We start from the raw sequence: 18176 nt of genomic DNA, 5'->3' as shown, positions 1-18176 counted from the left end.
GGGGAGATTGGGCCGCTCGCGCGCGTGTCGAAGGCGCGCGGACGCCTGTCGCCGTCGCGATCGTTCGCGATTCGACCGGATATGTCGACGACGACGCGGCCTTGATTCGGGGGGCGCATTCCTATGAAAACCGTCATGACCCACATCATGCGGAGGAAGCGGCGATACGCGACGCTGCCGCTGTTCGCCTGCCTGCGCGACGAACGCTTGCCGCCGCGCGTGCGGCTCGGCTTCATGCCCGGATTCGCGTTCTTCGTCATGGCCTTCGGCGATCTCAATCGCTACATGCTGCGCAAGGAGCCCACGGGCGACATGCTTCAGGCGCGCGTCAACGCGCATACGCGCGAAGACGATCATCACTGGCCGTGGTTCCTCGAGGATCTCGACAAGCTTGGCTGGAACCGCGCGACCACGATGACCGACGCGCTGCGCGCGCTGTGGAGCGAAGACACGCATCGATGTCGTCTGCTGATGTACGAGTTGTGCGCGATCGTCGACGCGGCCGACGGCGTCGAGCGGCTCGCGATCGTCGAAGCGATCGAGGAAACCGGCAACGTGCTGTTCGCGCTCACGACTCGTCTCGCCGCCGAGATGCAGGCGGAAACGGGGCGCGAGCTGCGCTACATGGGCGCGTATCACTTCGCGCTCGAGACGGGGCACATGCAGAACGGCGAGCAGGCGAAGGCAAGCCGCATCGCGCTCGACGATGCAAAGCGGCGGCGCTGCATCGCGCTCGTCGACCGCGTCTTCGATTCGTTCTCCGCATGGACGCACGAAGCGGTGCGCGAGATTGCCCGCGCCGCGTCGCCGCCCGCTTCGCTGGAACTGCCATGACGCGCGCACTGCCTCGACACGACGACGTCGCCGCGTACGACGTCGCGGTGAATCTGTTCGTCTATCCGGCGATGCTGATCGCGAACCGGCTGGGGCTCTTCAGCCGGCTGGGCGACGGGCCGTGTACGCTCGGCGCGCTCGGCGCGGCGCTCGGGCTCGCGCGGCGGCCTGTCGAGGCGCTCGTCAACGTGTCGGTTGCGCTCGGCTTCGTGCGCCGCGACGCGGATCGCTTCGCGCTGACGACGCTTGCGGAAGACTTGCTGCTGCCGCGCAGCCGCCAGTACTTCGGCGCGTTCTGGGACCTGATGTACGACAACGGCGACACGTTCTCGGTCGCCGGCCTCGAGGCCGCGCTGCGGCGCGACGCGTCGCACGCATACGGCGAGACCGACATCTTCGATTCGCATCAGCGGCACGCCGAGCTCGGCACCCGCTTCACGCACGCGATGCAGAGCCTGAGTGCTGCGCATACGGCCGTGTGGCCGACCAAGCTCGATCTCGCGCGGCATCGCGTGATGCTCGACATCGGCGGCGGCTCGGGCGCGCACGTGATCGGCGCGCTGTCGGTGTGGCCGTCGCTGCGCGGCGTGGTTTTCGACTTGCCGGCTGTCTGCGAGCTGGGCCGGAGGTTCGTCGACGCCCGCTGGCGCGATCGCGTCGCGTTCCAACCGGGCGACATGTGGCGCGATCCGTTCCCGCCCGCCGATCTGCATTTCTACTCGAACGTCTTTCACGACTGGCCGGCCGACAAGGACGCGGCGCTCGCGCGCAAGAGCTTCGACGCGCTGCCGTGCGGCGGGCGCGTCGTGCTGCACGAGATGCTCTATCTAGACGACAAGAGCGGGCCGCTCGCCGCGGCCGCGTACAGCCTGATGATGATCGGCTGGACGCAGGGCGAGCAGTACACGTCGCGCGCGCTGTCGGCGATGCTCGCCGACGCCGGCTTCACGTCGATCGAGACGATTCCGAGCTTCGGGTACTTCAGCCTCGTGACGGGCGTGAAGCCGAGAAGCCGAGAAGCCGCGATGACGCGATGACGCGATGACGCGATGACGCGATGAGCACGTGACCGCGCATTGCCGCGTGCCCGCGCAAAAACGCGAAGGGCCGCTGTCGCGGCCCTCCGGATGCATCGCGGCGACGTGCGTCGCCGCTTACTTCACGCGCATGCCGGGCTTCGCGCCGCTATGCGGCTCGAGAATGTAGAGGCCCGGTTCGGCCTTCTCGTCGGCCGCCGACGCGGCGAGCACCATTCCCTCCGACACGCCGAACTTCATCTTGCGCGGCGCGAGGTTCGCGACCATCACCGTCAGCTTGCCGACGAGCTGCTCCGGCTGGTACGCGGATTTGATGCCGGAGAACACGTTGCGGGTCTTCTCCTCGCCGACGTCGAGCGTGAGCTGCAGCAGCTTGTCCGAGCCTTCGACGGCCTGGCACGCGACGATCTTCGCGATGCGCAGATCGATCTTCGCGAAATCGTCGATCGCGATGATCGGCGATGCATCGTCGTCGGCGGGCGCCGCCGCGTTCGTCGCGTTCGCGGCCTTCGCGCTTTTCGCATTCTTCGCGACGTTGCCGCCGCCGTTCGCCGCGCCCGCGTCGGCCGCGGCGGTGCCTTGCAGCGAGCCGCGGTTCGCGGCGAGAAGCGCGTCGATCTGCTTTGGATCGACGCGGGTCATCAGGTGCTGATACGCGCGGATCGGCTGCTCGGACGACAGCGGCCGGTTCGCGTCGGCCCACACGAGCGGCGCGATGCCGAAGAACGCTTCGACGCCTTGCGCGACGCGCGGCAGCACGGGCTTGAGCGCAAGCGACAGCAGGCGGAACGCCTCGAGGCTCACGCTGCACGTTTCGTGCAGCGCGACCGCGTTCGCCGGGTCCTTCGCGAGTTCCCACGGCTTCGCGGTGTCGACGTAGCCGTTGACCGCATCCGCGAGTTCCATCGTCTGGCGCAGCGCGCGGCCGTACTCGCGCGCCTCGTAGTGCGCGGCGATCTGCGGCACCGCGTCGCGCAGCGTCGCGAGAAGCGGATGGTTCATCGCGCTGTCCTGCACGCGGCCGTCGAAGCGCTTGAGCAGGAAGCCCGCCGCGCGGCTCGCGATGTTCACGTACTTGCCGACGAGGTCGCTGTTCACGCGCGCCTGGAAGTCCTCGAGGTTCAGGTCGAGGTCTTCCATCGTCGCGTTCAGCTTCGCGGCGAAGTAGTAGCGCAGCCATTCGGGGTTCAGGCCCGTGTCGATGTAGCTTTGCGCGGTGATGAACGTGCCGCGCGATTTCGACATCTTCGCGCCGTCCACGGTCAGGAAGCCGTGCGCGAACACGTTGGTCGGCGTGCGGTGGCCCGAGAACTCGAGCATCGCGGGCCAGAACAGCGTGTGGAAGTACAGGATGTCCTTGCCGATGAAGTGATACTGCTCGGTCGTCGAATCCTTCTTGATCCACACGTCGAAATCGATGCCGCGCTGCTCGCACAGGTTCTTGAAGCTCGCGTAGTAGCCGACGGGCGCGTCGAGCCACACGTAGAAATACTTGCCGGGCGCGCCGGGGATCTCGAAGCCGAAGTACGGCGCGTCGCGCGAGATGTCCCAATCGGCGAGCTTCGCTTCGCCCGCGTCGCCGAGCCATTCGCGCATCTTGTTGGTCGCCTCGGGCTGCGCGAGGCCGCTCACCCATTCGCGCAGGAAAGCCTCGCAGCGCGGATCGGACAGGCGGAAGAAGTAGTGCGTCGACGTCTTGCGCACGGGCGTCGCGCCGGACACGACCGAGTACGGATTGACGAGATCCGTCGGCTGGTAGGTCGTGCCGCACACCTCGCAGCTGTCGCCGTACTGGTCCTTCGCATGGCACTTCGGGCACTCGCCCTTGATGAAGCGGTCCGGCAGGAACATCTCCTTGACGGGGTCGTATGCCTGCTCGATCTCGCGCTCGGCGATGAAGCCCGCCTCCTTCAGCGCGAGATAGATCTTCTCGCTCAGCACGCGGTTCTCGTCCGAATCGGTCGTGTAGAAGTTGTCGAACGACACCCCGAAGCTGTCGAAGTCGCGCTTGTGCTCGCGCCACACGCGCTCGATCAGCTGCTTCGGCGTCACGCCCTCCTGCTCGGCGCGCAGCATGACGGGCGTGCCGTGCGTGTCGTCCGCGCCGATGTAGTAGATCTCGTGGCCGTGCATTCGCATCGTCCGCACCCAGATGTCGGTCTGGATGTACTCGACCAGGTGGCCGATGTGAATCTGCCCGTTCGCATAGGGCAGCGCGGACGTGGCGAGGATCTGGCGCCGGCTTTGCGGCGCGCCTGCCTGCACGGAGTTGAGGTCGGATGCGGACATAGGGTCTCTGAAGGGACTGCTTGGGGAAAATCGTAGGGAAGCTGCGATTCTAGCAGGGCGGCCGCTTGGCCGAAGTGCGGGCCGGCCGCGCGCAGCTGCGCACTTCCGGCCGGGTCGCGGCGCGGCGCTCGCCGGCGCGTTCGTCACGCGTCACAAATCGTAATATTCGGCGAATTGAAAGCCGCGCGTAAAGCGGCTATGTTTGCGTCGGCTGGCAACGCGGCGGGGCGGTCGGATGTTGCGGTGCAGCGCGGTTGCGTGCGGGCAAAAAAAACCGGGGCGGACTTTGCCCCGGAGCAACAACGACAAGAGGAGAATGGTGACGCGCCGGCAGCACCAGTCACGTACCGTAAAGACAGACTACGCAGCTCGGAAGAAGTTCGAAAAATTTTTCGAGTTGTTACGAGCTGCCTCGAAAGCCTTGTCCGGCGGGGCTCGGCGCGCCATTCTCCGGCGGTCGAAATTACTGCGCCGTTTGCGGAGCGCGCAGGTAGATCTCGACGCGGCGGTTCTGCGCGCGGCCGGCTTCCGTCGCGTTGTCGGCGATCGGGTTCGACGCGCCCATGCCTTGCGCCGACAGGCGGCCGCCCGCGACGCCGCGCTGCGACAGCGCGTTCACGACGCTTTGCGCGCGATTCTGCGACAGTGTCTGGTTGTGCGCGGCCGACCCCGTGCTGTCGGTGTAGCCGACGACCGACGCGGTGATCTGCGGGTTCTGGTTCAGCGTCGACGAGAGGTCGTTCAGGAGCGGCGTGAACGCCGGCGTGATCGCATACTGGTCGGTCGCGAACGTGACCGAGCTCGGCACGTTCAGCTTGAGCGAGCCGTCCGGCTGTTCGGTGACCTGCGTGCCCGTCTGTTGCGCGGCCGGCGCGAGCTTGTTCTTGATCGCTTGCCAGTTGTAGCCCGTCACGCCGCCGACGAGCGCGCCGACGCCGGCGCCGATCGCGGCGCCCTTGCCGCCGCCCGCCAGCGCGCCGATGCCCGCGCCGAGCGCGGCGCCGGTACCGGTGCCGACAGCCGTGTTGGTGCCTTGCGGGGTTGCACAACCCGCCAGCAGGGCGCCGGCGAGAGCGAAAACGGACAAGCGCGTCGCGATTTTGGTATTCATCTTGGTTTCCTCTCTTGAGTGACTCGACAAGAACAAAAAAGAACCGCTCTTTCGGCGGGGGTTGCCCGCGCGCCGGCTGTGCGGGCGCGAGCGCATCGATCAGTCCTGCTCCGGGCGGCCGGGCCTGCCGCGATCGCGGACAAGCCCCGTTCGCCAGGATGGCTGTTAGGACCAAGCGCGCCCCAGCCTCTACAATATAGGCGGTGTGGCCCCGATGTGGCCCCGAAGCGCGCCGCCCGCGAAGATTGCTCCGCAAGTCGGCTTTCCGCAATGGCGTGCAATAAATTCTTTCACTTTTCTCGCTTTTCGCCCTGATATTTGAAGGTAGTTGACGTTTTAGGCGATTTTGAGCGACGTTCCCACGGAGTTTCGATGAGTATCGACAGGGCGCTCGTCGACGCCGCACTCGCGGCAGTCGTCGACCCGAACACCGGCCGCCCGTACGCGGCGCACCGCGGCATCCGCAACGTGACGATCGACGGCGACACCGTTTCGGCCGACGTCGTGCTCGGCTATCCGGCCAAGAGCCAGTTCGACGACGCGCGCGCGCGGGTCGCCGCGGCGTTGTCCGCCGTGCCGGGCGTGCGCGACGCGCGCGTCGCCGTGTCGCAGGAAATCGCCGCGCATGCGGTGCAGCGCGGCGTGCAACTGTTGCCGAACGTGAAGAACATCGTCGCGGTGGCGTCCGGCAAGGGCGGCGTCGGCAAGAGCACGACGGCCGTGAACCTCGCGCTCGCGCTCGCGGCGGAAGGCGCGTCGGTCGGCATCCTCGACGCCGACATCTACGGTCCGTCGCTGCCGACGATGCTCGGCATTCACGAGCGGCCGGAGTCGCCCGACAACAAATCGATGAATCCGCTCGTCGGCCACGGGCTGCAGGCGAACTCGATCGGCTTTCTGGTCGGCGAGGACAATCCGATGGTGTGGCGCGGCCCGATGGCGACGTCGGCGCTCGAGCAACTGCTGCGCCAGACCAACTGGCGCGATCTCGACTATCTGATCGTCGACATGCCGCCCGGCACGGGCGACATCCAGCTCACGCTCGCGCAGCGCGTGCCGGTGACGGGCGCCGTGATCGTCACGACGCCGCAGGACATCGCGCTCCTCGACGCGAAGAAGGGCCTCAAGATGTTCGAGAAGGTGAACATCCCGATCCTCGGCATCGTCGAGAACATGAGCATCCACGTGTGCTCGAACTGCGGGCACGAGGAGCACGTGTTCGGCGCGGGCGGCGCCGAGCGGATGGCGCGGGAGTACGGCGTGACCGTGCTCGGCAGCCTGCCGCTCGACATCCGCATCCGCGAGCAGGCGGACAGCGGCGCGCCGACCGTCGTCGCGGACCCGCAAGGCAAGCTCGCCGAGCGCTACCGCGCGATCGCGCGGGGCGTCGCGATCGCGATCGCCGAGCGCGCGCGGGACATGTCGTCGAAGTTTCCGACGATCGTTGTACAAAATACGTAAAATCCCGGCAGGGCCGCGTCGGACGGTGTCGGCGGCGTGGCGAGTCACGGTATCATGACGACTTTCCCGAAGGTCCCCTTTACCGGCCCGGCGGGCGCTCGTCCGAGCGTTCCGCCCGGCATGAGGATCGCATGAAACGACGACTCGACGGCGTGCCGGGGTGGCTCGCGCTCAATGCGCCGCTTGTCCTGGCCGCCATCGGCCTTTTGGCCGGCTGCACCACTTTTGCATCGCAACACGAAAAGCGCGCCGACGCGCTGCTCCAGCCGACGGTCGGCAGCCAGGCGCGCGGCACCGTGACGCTCGCCGAGCGGCCCGACGGCGTGCAGGTCACGTACAACTTCGCGGGCTTGCCGCCCAACACCGATCACGCGCTGCAAATCCACGAGCGCGGCGACTGCAACGCCGCCGACGGCTCGAGCGCGGGCGCCGTGTTCGCGCCCGCGGCGGACCGCCTGCGCGCGGGCGCGCGCGTCGGCGGCGATCTCGGCAACATCCACGCGGATGCGAACGGCGTCGCGGCGGGCTTCATCGTCGCGCCGGACGTCGCGCTCGACGGCGTGCGCTCGGTGCTCGGCCGCTCGGTGCTCGTCCACCGCGATCCGGGCGACCCGGCGTTCCCGCAGCACGGCGCGGGGCCCGCGCTCGCGTGCGGCGTCGTGCGGCAATGACGCGAGTCGGTCCGTTCGCGATCGCGTAAAATGTGCGCCTTTCACGGCCGCCGGAACGTCCGGCGGCATTCATCCAGACACGCAGCGTTTTCCGGCGCCTTTTTATGAGCATCAAGTCCGACAAGTGGATTCGGCGCATGGCCGAAGAGCACAAGATGATCGAGCCGTTCGTGCCCGATCAGGTTCGCGCCGCCGAGGACGGCCGCAGGATCGTCAGCTACGGCACGTCGAGCTACGGCTACGACATCCGCTGCGCGGACGAATTCAAGATCTTCACGAACATCAATTCGACGATCGTCGATCCGAAGAACTTCGACGAAGGCTCGTTCGTCGATTTCAAGGGCGACGTGTGCATCATCCCGCCGAACTCGTTCGCGCTCGCGCGCACCGTCGAGTACTTCCGCATTCCGCGCACCGTGCTGACCGTCTGCCTCGGCAAGTCGACGTACGCGCGCTGCGGGATCATCGTCAACGTGACGCCGTTCGAGCCCGAATGGGAAGGCTACGTGACGCTCGAATTCTCGAACACGACGCCGCTGCCCGCGAAGATCTACGCGAACGAGGGCGTCGCGCAGGTGCTCTTCTTCGAGAGCGACGAAGTCTGCGACGTGTCGTACGCCGACCGCGGCGGCAAGTATCAGGGACAGCGCGGTGTCACGCTGCCGAAAACCTGATCTGCTTGCATATCGATCTGACCTATCGCCAGTCCGGGTGACCGCTGCGCCAGGGCCTGTTCATGCCCGCGCGCCGCGGTCGTTCTTTTTGGAGAATCGCCCATGAAGTTTCGTTTTCCCGTCGTCATCATCGACGAAGATTTTCGCTCCGAGAACATCTCGGGCTCCGGCATCCGGGCGCTGGCGGAGGCGATCGAGAAAGAAGGCGTCGAAGTGCTCGGCCTCACGAGCTACGGTGACCTGACGTCGTTCGCTCAGCAGTCGAGCCGCGCGTCGTGCTTCATCCTGTCGATCGACGACGACGAGCTGATGCTCGGTGAAATCGGCGCGGACGGCGAGCTGCCCGAGCTCGCGACGGCGATCATCGAGCTGCGCGCGTTCGTGACCGAGGTGCGCCGCCGCAACGCGGACATCCCGATCTTCCTGTACGGCGAGACGCGCACGTCGCGCCATTTGCCGAACGACATCCTGCGCGAGCTGCACGGCTTCATCCACATGTTCGAGGACACGCCGGAGTTCGTCGCGCGCCACATCATCCGCGAGGCGAAGGTCTATCTCGATTCGCTCTCGCCGCCGTTCTTCAAGGAGCTCGTCAAGTACGCCGACGAGGGCTCGTACTCGTGGCACTGCCCCGGCCACTCGGGCGGCGTCGCGTTCCTGAAGAACCCGCTCGGCCAGATGTTCCACCAGTTCTTCGGCGAAAACATGCTGCGCGCGGACGTCTGCAACGCGGTCGACGAGCTCGGCCAGCTGCTCGACCACACGGGCCCCGTGGCCGCGTCCGAGCGCAACGCCGCGCGGATCTTCAGCGCCGATCACCTGTTCTTCGTGACGAACGGCACGTCGACGTCGAACAAGATCGTCTGGCACGCGACCGTCGCTCCAGGCGACATCGTGCTCGTCGACCGCAACTGCCACAAGTCGATCCTGCACGCGATCACGATGACGCATGCGATCCCCGTGTTCCTCACGCCGACGCGCAATCACTTCGGCATCATCGGGCCGATTCCGCGCGACGAGTTCAAGCCGGAGAACATCCGCAAGAAGATCGAGGCGAACCCGTTCGCGCGCGAGGCGCTCGCGAAGAACCCGAACGCGAAGCCGCGAATCCTGACGATCACGCAGAGCACGTACGACGGCGTGGTCTACAACGTCGAGCAGATCAAGGATCTGCTCGGCGACCTCGTCGACACGCTGCACTTCGACGAGGCGTGGCTGCCGCACGCGGAGTTCCACCCGTTCTACCAGGACATGCATGCGATCGGCGCGGGCCGGCCGCGCACGGGCGCGCTCGTGTTCGCGACGCACTCGACGCACAAGCTGCTCGCGGGCATTTCGCAGGCGTCGCAGATCGTCGTGCAGGATTCGGAGAACCGCACGTTCGACAAGCACCGCTTCAACGAGGCGTACCTGATGCACACGTCGACGAGCCCGCAGTACGCGATCATCGCGTCGTGCGACGTCGCGGCCGCGATGATGGAGCCGCCGGGCGGCACCGCGCTCGTCGAGGAATCGATCGCCGAGGCGATCGACTTCCGCCGCGCGATGCGCAAGGTCGACGCCGAGTACGGCGCCGACTGGTTCTTCAGCGTGTGGGGCCCGGACAACCTGTCGGACGAGGGGATCGGCTCGCGCGCCGACTGGCTGCTGAAGCCGAACGATCGCTGGCACGGCTTCGGCCCGCTCGCGGAAGGCTTCAACATGCTCGATCCGATCAAGGCGACGATCATCACGCCGGGGCTCGACGTCGACGGCGAATTCGGCGAGACGGGCATTCCGGCCGCGATCGTCACGAAGTATCTGGCCGAGCACGGGATCATCGTCGAGAAGACGGGCCTGTACTCGTTCTTCATCATGTTCACGATCGGCATCACGAAGGGCCGCTGGAACTCGATGGTGACCGAGCTGCAGCAGTTCAAGGACGATTACGACAACAACCAGCCGCTCTGGCGCGTGCTGCCCGAGTTCGTCGCGCAGTATCCGCTTTACGAGCGCGTCGGCCTGCGCGATCTCTGCACGCAGATTCACGACGTGTACCGCGCGAACGACATCGCGCGCCTCACGACCGAGATGTACCTGTCGGACATGGAGCCGGCGATGAAGCCGTCCGACGCGTTCGCGAAGCTCGCGCACCGCGAGATCGACCGCGTGCCGCTCGACGAGCTCGAAGGGCGCGTGACGAGCATCCTGCTGACGCCGTATCCGCCGGGCATTCCGCTGTTGATTCCGGGCGAGCGCTTCAACAAGACGATCGTCAACTACCTGCGGTTCGCGCGCGATTTCAACGAGCGCTTCCCGGGCTTTCACACCGACATCCACGGTCTCGTCGCGGAAGAGATGAACGGGCGCATCGAGTACTACGTCGACTGCGTGCGCGATTGACGATGACGGCAGTCCGCAAGACGCTCGCGCGCCTGGCCGCCGCCGCGCTCGCCGGATGGCTCGCGGCGGGCGCGGCGCACGCGGAAGTCGCGGCGGCCGATCCGATCGACGTCGCGATGCGGCAGTGTCTCGCGCGGCGCGACCGCTCGTCGACGGCGGGCCAGATCCAGTGCATGGACGAGGCGCGTCAGCGGTGGCTCGGCGAAGTCGACGCCGCGTACCAGCGGCTGCAGAAGGCGGCGCCCGCCGACGCGCGGCGCGGCTGGCAGGAGAGCCAGCGCCGCTGGCTCGCGTGGCGCAAGGACGAGGCGCATCTGGTGCGCGCGGTCTACGAGACGACGCAGGGGACGATGTACGCGATGGCGAGCGCCGACATGCGGCTGCAGCCGGTGCGCGACCGCGCGCTCGCGCTGCGCGGCGCCGCCGACCGCTACGCGCAGCCGGGCGGCGACAAGGGCGCCGTGCACCGCGTGCGGCCTTGCATGCGCGATGCGGCTTGCGAGCATGCGCTCTTCGACATGAACCGCTATTACGCGAAATTGCAGGCGCGGATGCCTGCGGCCTCGCTGCCGACGCTCGTCGCCGCGCAGCGCGAGTGGGCCGCGTTTCGCGACGCGACGACGCCGCTTATCAGCGAGGACGGGCGCGTGGATCTGATCGGCGCGCGCGTCGCGACGCTCAAGCGGTTCTCGGAGACGGTCAACAATCGCTGAGCGCTCAGCGCACCGCGGCCGGGGTTCGTCTCCCGTTTCTTTGGCGCGCGCCGGTGAGGCCGCCCGCCGCCATCCTCGTGTCGATCTTGCGTGTCCGCTGCGCGGCGGCGCCGCGTCCGCTCACGCGTGCGCGGCGTGCGGCCCGAACCACGCGGGCACGAGCGCGACCGCGTCGTCGAGCGAATCGAGCACGCGCAGGCTCAGCGCGACGATCTCGGGTGTCGGCGCCTTCAGGTCCGGCACGGTGACGACGGACGCGCCCGCGCGCGTTGCGGCGAGCGCGCCGAAATCGCTGTCCTCGAACGCGACGCACGCGTGCGCGGGCAGGTTCAGCCGTTCGGCCGCGAGCCGGTAGACGGCCGGATCGGGCTTGCCGCGCTCCACTTCGTCGCCGCCCGCGATCGCGGCGAAGCGCTCCAGCACGCCGACCGCGTGAAGCCGCGTGCGAATCACGTCGCGCGTGGACGACGACGCGACCGCGCACGGCACGCCGGCGTCGGCGAGCGTCGTCAGGAGCGCGTGCGCGCCCGCCTTCAGCGGAAACTTCGGATGAGGCTGCGGTGCGGCGAGCTGCGTGCGCACCTGCGCGGACACCGAGCGGAACGCGTCGTCGCCGAGCAGGCCGGCGAGGATCGTCTGGCCTTCGCGGAACGAGCGGCCGACGATCTGCAGATAGTCGGCGGACGACAGCGCGACGCCGTGCGCGCGCGAGACGTCGATCCACGTATTCATGATGGTCCGCTCGGAATCGACGAGCAGGCCGTCCATATCGAAGATTGCCGCTGAGAACATGGGTTGTCGTCCGTGTATCGAGGCGTGGGCCGCGGGCTGCGCACCGTCGCGCGTTCGGGCGGCGTCGCCAGCGTGGTCGCCGAGCGCGCGGGCAGCCGAAAGCGGTGCGCGCCGTCGCGGCGATCGCCGCGTGTCGCTTGCCGCGCCCGGTTTCGCGTTAGCCGTGTGCCCGTCGATCGCGACGAGCCGCCGGCGCATATCGGCGCGGCCGGGCGCGCATCGCTTTGTGGGCTGCCCGGCGTTTCGCCCGGCAAATAAAAAAGACGGACACCATTCGGTGTCCGCCACGTGCATGCGAGCTTACTTGCCGAGCGCCGCGCGCGCCGCCTTCGCCGCCGCGCGCACCTGGTCCGGCGCGGTGCCGCCCGGATGGTTGCGGCTCGCGACCGAGCCTTCGAGCGTCAGATAGTCGAACACGTCGTCGCCGATCAGGTGCGCGACGTTCGGCAGCTCCTGCTTCATTTCGTCGAGCGAGAGGTCCGCGAGATCGATGCCGCGCGCGTCGCAGACCTTCACCGCATGCGCGACCGCCTCGTGCGCGTCGCGGAACGGCAGCCCGCGCTTGACCAGATAGTCGGCGAGATCCGTCGCGGTCGAGAAGCCCTGCAGCGCCGCCGAGCGCATCGCGTCCGGCTTCACCGTGATGCCCGCCGCCATCTCCGCGAAGATCCGCAGCGTGTCGGCCACCGTGTCGACCGTGTCGAAGAGGGGCTCTTTGTCTTCCTGGTTGTCCTTGTTGTACGCGAGCGGCTGGCCTTTCATCAGCGTGAGCAGCGCCATCAGGTGGCCGTTCACGCGGCCCGTCTTGCCGCGCGCGAGTTCGGGCACGTCCGGGTTCTTCTTCTGCGGCATGATCGAGCTGCCCGTGCAGAAGCGATCGGCGATGTCGATGAAGCCGACGCGCGGGCTCATCCACAGCACCAGCTCCTCGGAGAAGCGCGACACGTGCGTCATCACGAGCGCTGCCGCCGCCGTGAATTCGATCGCGAAGTCGCGATCGGATACGGCGTCGAGCGAGTTCGCGCAGATGCCGTCGAAGCCGAGCGACTTGGCCACCGCGTGACGGTCGATCGGATAGCTCGTGCCCGCGAGCGCGGCCGCGCCGAGCGGCAGGCGGTTCACGCGCGTGCGGCAGTCGCGCATGCGCTCCGCGTCGCGCGAGAACATCTCGACGTACGCGAGCAGGTGATGGCCGAACGTGACGGGCTGCGCAACCTGCAGGTGCGTGAAGCCCGGCAGGATCGTGTCGGCGTTCTTTTCGGCGAGGTCGATGAGCGCGCCGCGCAGGTCGTTCAGCAAGCCGCCGATGCGGTCGATCTCGCCGCGCAGCCACAGGCGGATGTCGGTCGCGACCTGGTCGTTGCGCGAGCGGCCCGTGTGCAGGCGCTTGCCGGCGTCGCCGATGAGGGCGGTCAGGCGCGCCTCGATGTTCAGGTGGACGTCCTCGAGATCGAGCTGCCATTCGAATTCGCCGCGCTCGATCTCGCCCTTGATCTGCGCCATCCCGCGCTCGATCGCGGCGAGATCGTCGGCGCTGATGATCTTCTGCGCGGCGAGCATGTTCGCGTGCGCGAGCGAGCCGGCGATGTCGACGAGCGCGAGGCGCTTGTCGAAGAAAACCGACGACGTATAGCGCTTGACGAGCTCGGACATCGGTTCCGAAAAGCGGGCCGACCAGGCCTCGCCCTTTTTGTGCAGTTGGGACGTCATGGCGATTCTTGAAAGGGGAGTGGAGCGGCGCGCGCCGCGAACGGACAACGCGGATTCTAGCATTCGCGCGGTGGGCGGCCGGTGGGGCGCGGTCGGGGCGGCGCGAGGGGGCGGAGCGCGTGCGCCGGCGGTTTCGGCGCGCGTGCGGGCGGGCTGCACGGCGGCGGGCGATACGGCGGGCCGGCGCGGGGGCGCTTGCGCGGCGGGCGCGATGGGGGCGCGATGGGTGCGCCGCTCGCGGCGGTCGCGAGCGGCGGCCGCTGTCATGGACGCGGCGTCGCCTGATAGATACGGCGGCGCAATCGGGGCGAACGGTGTGAACGTGCAAACGGCGCAAACGGCGCAAACGGCGCAAACGGCGCAAACGGCGCAAACGGCGCAAACGGCGCAAACGGCGCAAACGGCGCAAACGGCGCAAACGGCGCAAACGGCGCAAACGGCGCAAACGATGCAAACGATGCAAACGATGCGACCGAACGCCGGCGCCCGGCCGAGTCGGCCGACGCGCCATCGCGGATCGCGCGACGCGCCCGCGTGCGCATCGCGTCACTTCAAATCGCAGGTGAGCGGCCCGATCGTCGGCGGCGTGCCGTCGGCGGGGCGCGTGTAATCGAACGCGACCGCGCAGCGCTTGCCGCGGCCCGTTATCTCCAGATGATTGACGGCCGCGAGGCCGGTGACGAACGTGAGCCCGTCGTAGCCGACGATCGTGCTCGCGCCGCTTTCGCGATGCGTGACCGCAAGCCCGGGCGGCAGCGGCGCGCCGGACGCATCCTCGAGCACGATCGACGCCGATGGCTCGCGCGCGATCGAGAAATGCGCGAGCACGCCCGAGCGTGACTGCGGGACGACGTTGCGGATCGTGTCGGATATGCGCGCGTCGAGCGGCAGCTTCAGCGTGTCGATGCCGATCCGGTTGTTCTGATACGCGTTCAGGTCGGGGATCAGCAGATGTCCGCCGCGGTCGGTCGTGCCGATCACGCGATTCTCGTGCGTCACCGGCACGCCCGCCGATCCGTCCGTCGACACGAGCGCGAAGCCGTCGTCGATGCGCCGGGCGAGGTGCGCGTTGCCGTCCATCAGCACGACGGCGCCCGTCACGTCGAGCGCCGCGTTTTGCCGCCCCGCGATCGTCTGTGCGAGCGCCGTCACTTCGCCCGCGCGGCCGAGGTATTGCGCTTGCGCCTGGCCGTAGCGCGTGCCGCCCGCGTCGCCCGCCTGCGCACTCCAGCCGAAGCCGCCGCCGTAGTCGGGCGCGCGCATCGCGTTCACGTTGTAGACCGTCTTGCCGTTCTGCCGGCCGACGTTCGTGTTGACGGACGTCCGGTCGCCGAGCGCGACGTTCAGGCTCAGGAACACGCCGCGCGAGTCGCGCTGATGGAAGTCCTGGAACGCGCTGATGTTGATCGACGCGAGGCTGCCGACGTTTACCGAGTACGACACCGAGCCGATGCGCGACGCCTGCAGGCCGGGGTACTTGAGACCGATGTAGCTGATCGCGAACGTCTGCGACCGGATGAACGGCAGCGACAGCGTCACGCGATCGGTCGCGCTCGGCACCGGCGTGCCGTCGCGCGCGGCGAGGTCGCCGTAGTTGCCGAACGCGCGCAGCGTCTCGGCGTCGATCGAGAAGCGCGGGCGCACGAGCTGATAGCCGATGCCGACCTGCGTGCCGGTGAGGCGCCCGAGGCTCTGCGCGACCGACGCGCTCGCGACGCCCGCGCCGCCGAGCCGCACGAGCGTGCCGGCGCCCGCGTTGTAGAGGCCGGGCGTCGCTTCCGCATGCGCTTCGACGGTCAGGCTGTCGGTCGCGCCGTAGCGCGCGGTCGCGCTCGCGGCCGGACGGCGCGCGTAGTCGAACGAGCGCAGGCCCCACGCGCGCCGCAAAAAGCCCGCCTCGACCGAGTAGCTCGCGAGGCCCGGCGCGAGCATTCGCGTGTCGATGTAGAGCGGCAGCGACGTCGCGATCGTGCGCCCGAGCGCGTCGCGCGTGACGACGGTGGCGTTGCCCCCGCCCGTGATGCCCGGCACGCTGTTGATGACGAACGGGCCGCTCGGCACGTCGCTGCTGAACTGGCGCACGCCGTTCACGTACAGATCGACCGTCGACGGCACGACGGCCGTGCCCGCGAGCGAGGGCACCGGGAACGTCACGAGATCGGGGCGCAGCGCGAAGTTGCTGCGCCATTGCAGGCCGCCGAGGCGCAGCGAGCGCGTCCATGCGAGCGACGACGAGATCGTGTCGCCGAACTGCGTCGTCGTGAGCGAGTTCGGATCGGACCTGCTCCACGACGTGTCGTAGCGCGTGTAGCGCTGGCCGCCGTGCTGGAAATACGCGACGCCCGTGCTGCTGAACACGCCCGCCGGATCGAAGTAGCGCGCTTCGTGCCAGAGCGCGGCGCCCGCGCGGTCGGTCGTCTGCGCGTACAGGTCGTAGTTCAGCACGACGCCGCGGCCGGCGCTCGCGGGGACCGTCGGCGCGAGCGCGCGCGTGTCGAACGTGTGCGGGATGCGCAGCGAGTCGGGCGCGTCGAGGTCGATGGTTTGGCGCGCCGCGTCGTAGCGGTAGCGCAGCGAGTCGAGCGCATCGAGCGCGACGAGCGCGTTCGCCGGCTGCCGCAGCCGGGACGTCGCGATGCCGATGTCGTTCAGGTCGTCCTGGCTCGCGTAGAAGCGGCCGTCGGCGACGACGAAGTGCACGATCAGGTGCGTCGGCTGGCCGTTCAGCGAGACGGCGAGATACAGGTCGTTCGCGGTCACGGTTGCGTCCGCGCCGGGCACGGGCAGGCTCGTCGTCGGGTTGGGCGGTGCGGACAGCGCGGGGGGCGCGGCGGCCACGGCGAGCGGGGTTCGGGCGTTGGCCGAAGCGGGGGAGGCGCGCGATGCGGCCGGTGCGGGCGACGTCGCCGGAGAGGGCGATGCCGGCGATGTGGGCGACGCGAACGGCAACGGCGATCCGGCCGGCGAAGGCGACGTGGACGGCGACGGCAATGCCGATGGCGAGGATTGCAAAAACGGCAACGACGGGTGCGACGAGGACGGCGAGGATGACACAGACGACAAAGACGACAAAGACGACAAAGACGACAAAGACGGCACGGACGACACGGACGACGCAACCGACTCGCTCCCATTCGCCACCGCCGCGAACCCGCCCGTCGACGTCACCGCGTCAACCGTTGCGGGCGCAACGACCGCGCCGGCCGCCGCCGATGCGCCGCCCGATCCCGCGCGCACGGCGGCGCCGCTGAGCACGCGATCGACGGACGCCCCCGCGGATGTCCTCACGGAGCCCGACGCGAGCACGGCCGGACTCGCCGGCGCGGCGCGCGTTGCCGCATCCTCGGCGCCGGTTTCACCCGAAGCCGATGCGCTTTGCGCGTGCGCGCCCCGGCTCGCCGCGGCAGCGGCGAATGTCGCGGCGGCGAGTGCGATCGTCAGTCCGACGAACCGTCGATGCCGCCCAGGGTCCGTCGAGCGATGCGCGATGCGGACAGTCGGCACGTTCGAGCGAGTGGTTTGGAGGAACGGTCGAAGTGTGTCGTCAAGGCGGGCTCACGTCCGCCTCGACAGGTTGGGTGTTGATCGTCGCGCGCACCTTGCGGATGCGCGGCACGATCCGCGTCGCGTCGAGATGCAGCGGCCACTGCCGCATGCTGCCGGCGAGCGCGTAGCCGAGAAGGCCGGGGGCGATCTCGTAAGTCTTGCCGGCGTCGTCGACGAGCCGCACCGATGCGACCTGCGCATGCCGCCCGCCGTCGTTCGCCACGCGCAACAGCCAGCCCGACGCGCCGCGCACGATACGCCATGTGAGCTTCGGCGGGCCGAGCGCGGTGTCGGGCGCGACGAACACCGGAATCGAATAGCGCAGCCGGATCGCGATGCCGTTGACGACGGGCGCGTCGAGCGTCGGCAACTCGTCGATCAGCACGCGATAGCTTTCCTCTGCGCGCGGCTTGTCGTGCGCGACGCGCACGAGCCGCACGAGCTGCTCGCTCTGCCCGCCGATCTGCAGCAGTGGCGGACTCGCGACGAGCCCCGGCGCGGGCACGAGCACGTCGTCGCCCTGCTCCTGGCTCCAGCGGAAGGTGCGCACCTGCCCGTAGATCGCCCGCGCGTCGGGGTTGCGCAGCATGACGCCCGCCGCCGGATTGTCGGCCGCCATCTCGACCGTGACGGGCGAGATCTGCAGCGTCGCGGCGCGGGCGGCCGGGACGGTGGCGGCAGCGACGGCGAGAACGGCGAGAACGGCGAGCCACCGGCGGACGAGCGACGTCACGGGCGGCTCAGAACGTGATGGTCGCGGTGATGGTCGTCTGGTAGGTGTCGGGTTGCGGCGTCGTCTGTGCGGGCACCTGGCCGTACACGGTCAGCGTCTGCGCGGTGCCGTTGCCGGTGCCGCTCACGGTGTCGGTGCCGACCGTGTTATCGTAAGTCAGCAACTGCTTGTCGTGACGACGGTTGCACGGCCGTAACGGTCGAGATCACCCATCCCTTTCACC

The 18176-nt window shown here is 68.6% G+C and carries 13 protein-coding genes and 1 pseudogene; 7 read left to right on the top strand and 7 right to left on the bottom strand.

Going from position 1 to position 18176, the window contains the following annotated elements:
• Positions 1-123 precede the first annotated feature (123 nt).
• Complete coding sequence (locus tag WS91_RS02025; protein WP_059669650.1) at positions 124-834, top strand: hypothetical protein; 711 nt, start codon at positions 124-126, stop codon at positions 832-834.
• Complete coding sequence (locus WS91_RS02020; RefSeq protein WP_059643655.1) at positions 831-1871, top strand: methyltransferase; 1041 nt, start codon at positions 831-833, stop codon at positions 1869-1871. The genes WS91_RS02025 and WS91_RS02020 overlap by 4 nt, the downstream gene beginning before the upstream one ends.
• Before the next feature lie 117 nt (positions 1872-1988).
• Here WS91_RS02020 and metG read toward each other — a convergent pair whose 3' ends face one another.
• Positions 1989-4160, bottom strand: a complete 2172-nt coding sequence (gene metG / locus WS91_RS02015) for a methionine--tRNA ligase (protein WP_059669649.1) — start codon at positions 4158-4160, stop codon at positions 1989-1991.
• Between the two features lie 463 nt (positions 4161-4623).
• A complete protein-coding gene (locus WS91_RS02010) occupies positions 4624-5271 on the bottom strand; it encodes an OmpA family protein (RefSeq protein ID WP_059669648.1) in 648 nt (215 codons plus the stop codon).
• 372 nt (positions 5272-5643) lie between these two features.
• Here WS91_RS02010 and apbC point away from each other — a divergent pair, with 372 nt between their 5' ends.
• The 5 genes from apbC to WS91_RS01985 all read left to right on the top strand — a co-directional run bounded on the left by apbC (position 5644) and on the right by WS91_RS01985 (position 11172).
• On the top strand, positions 5644-6732 hold the full coding sequence (apbC, locus tag WS91_RS02005; protein ID WP_059669647.1) for an iron-sulfur cluster carrier protein ApbC: 1089 nt from the start codon (positions 5644-5646) through the stop codon (positions 6730-6732).
• Between the two features lie 131 nt (positions 6733-6863).
• Positions 6864-7403: a superoxide dismutase [Cu-Zn] gene (sodC, locus tag WS91_RS02000; protein ID WP_038751791.1), complete on the top strand. Its 540-nt coding sequence runs from the start codon at positions 6864-6866 to the stop codon at positions 7401-7403.
• Between the two features lie 104 nt (positions 7404-7507).
• Complete coding sequence (gene dcd, locus WS91_RS01995; RefSeq protein ID WP_009892477.1) at positions 7508-8077, top strand: dCTP deaminase; 570 nt, start codon at positions 7508-7510, stop codon at positions 8075-8077.
• 102 nt (positions 8078-8179) lie between these two features.
• On the top strand, positions 8180-10459 hold the full coding sequence (locus WS91_RS01990) for an arginine/lysine/ornithine decarboxylase (protein WP_038751788.1): 2280 nt from the start codon (positions 8180-8182) through the stop codon (positions 10457-10459).
• Between the two features lie 2 nt (positions 10460-10461).
• Positions 10462-11172, top strand: a complete 711-nt coding sequence (locus WS91_RS01985) for a lysozyme inhibitor LprI family protein (protein WP_038751786.1) — start codon at positions 10462-10464, stop codon at positions 11170-11172.
• Between the two features lie 120 nt (positions 11173-11292).
• On the opposite strand, the gene WS91_RS01980 is transcribed toward WS91_RS01985, so the two are convergent.
• The 5 genes and pseudogenes from WS91_RS01980 to WS91_RS31775 form a co-directional block, all read right to left on the bottom strand.
• Positions 11293-11964, bottom strand: a complete 672-nt coding sequence (locus WS91_RS01980) for an HAD family hydrolase (RefSeq protein WP_059669646.1) — start codon at positions 11962-11964, stop codon at positions 11293-11295.
• Between the two features lie 300 nt (positions 11965-12264).
• The gene (gene argH, locus WS91_RS01970) at positions 12265-13674 is read right to left on the bottom strand and encodes an argininosuccinate lyase (RefSeq protein WP_059669644.1); all 1410 of its coding nucleotides are present in this window, start codon (positions 13672-13674) and stop codon (positions 12265-12267) included.
• Positions 13675-14220: 546 nt separating this feature from the next.
• Complete coding sequence (locus WS91_RS01960) at positions 14221-17178, bottom strand: fimbria/pilus outer membrane usher protein (protein ID WP_059669642.1); 2958 nt, start codon at positions 17176-17178, stop codon at positions 14221-14223.
• 40 nt (positions 17179-17218) lie between these two features.
• Positions 17219-17953 carry a fimbrial biogenesis chaperone gene (locus WS91_RS01955; RefSeq protein WP_059669641.1) on the bottom strand — a complete coding sequence of 245 codons (735 nt, stop codon included), beginning with the start codon at positions 17951-17953 and terminating at the stop codon, positions 17219-17221.
• Positions 17954-17960: 7 nt separating this feature from the next.
• Positions 17961-18107 (bottom strand): annotated as a pseudogene (locus tag WS91_RS31775) (spore coat protein U domain-containing protein); the annotation flags it as partial.
• Between the last annotated feature and the right edge of the window lie 69 nt (positions 18108-18176).

The sequence above is a fragment of the Burkholderia sp. MSMB1498 genome, assembly GCF_001526245.1.
In the GTDB taxonomy this organism is placed as follows: domain Bacteria; phylum Pseudomonadota; class Gammaproteobacteria; order Burkholderiales; family Burkholderiaceae; genus Burkholderia; species Burkholderia savannae.
The sequence above is the reverse complement of the archived record's forward strand: the minus strand, read 5'-3'. Positions and strand labels throughout refer to the sequence as shown.

What these genes read in the sequence shown, in the direction of transcription:
- WS91_RS02025 (WP_059669650.1), top strand. Translation starts at nt 124, where the DNA reads ATGAAAACCGTCATGACCCACATCATGCGGAGGAAGCGGCGATACGCG.
- WS91_RS02020 (WP_059643655.1), top strand. Translation starts at nt 831, where the DNA reads ATGACGCGCGCACTGCCTCGACACGACGACGTCGCCGCGTACGACGTC.
- metG (WP_059669649.1), bottom strand. Translation starts at nt 4,160, where the DNA reads ATGTCCGCATCCGACCTCAACTCCGTGCAGGCAGGCGCGCCGCAAAGC.
- WS91_RS02010 (WP_059669648.1), bottom strand. Translation starts at nt 5,271, where the DNA reads ATGAATACCAAAATCGCGACGCGCTTGTCCGTTTTCGCTCTCGCCGGC.
- apbC (WP_059669647.1), top strand. Translation starts at nt 5,644, where the DNA reads ATGAGTATCGACAGGGCGCTCGTCGACGCCGCACTCGCGGCAGTCGTC.
- sodC (WP_038751791.1), top strand. Translation starts at nt 6,864, where the DNA reads ATGAAACGACGACTCGACGGCGTGCCGGGGTGGCTCGCGCTCAATGCG.
- dcd (WP_009892477.1), top strand. Translation starts at nt 7,508, where the DNA reads ATGAGCATCAAGTCCGACAAGTGGATTCGGCGCATGGCCGAAGAGCAC.
- WS91_RS01990 (WP_038751788.1), top strand. Translation starts at nt 8,180, where the DNA reads ATGAAGTTTCGTTTTCCCGTCGTCATCATCGACGAAGATTTTCGCTCC.
- WS91_RS01985 (WP_038751786.1), top strand. Translation starts at nt 10,462, where the DNA reads ATGACGGCAGTCCGCAAGACGCTCGCGCGCCTGGCCGCCGCCGCGCTC.
- WS91_RS01980 (WP_059669646.1), bottom strand. Translation starts at nt 11,964, where the DNA reads ATGTTCTCAGCGGCAATCTTCGATATGGACGGCCTGCTCGTCGATTCC.
- argH (WP_059669644.1), bottom strand. Translation starts at nt 13,674, where the DNA reads ATGACGTCCCAACTGCACAAAAAGGGCGAGGCCTGGTCGGCCCGCTTT.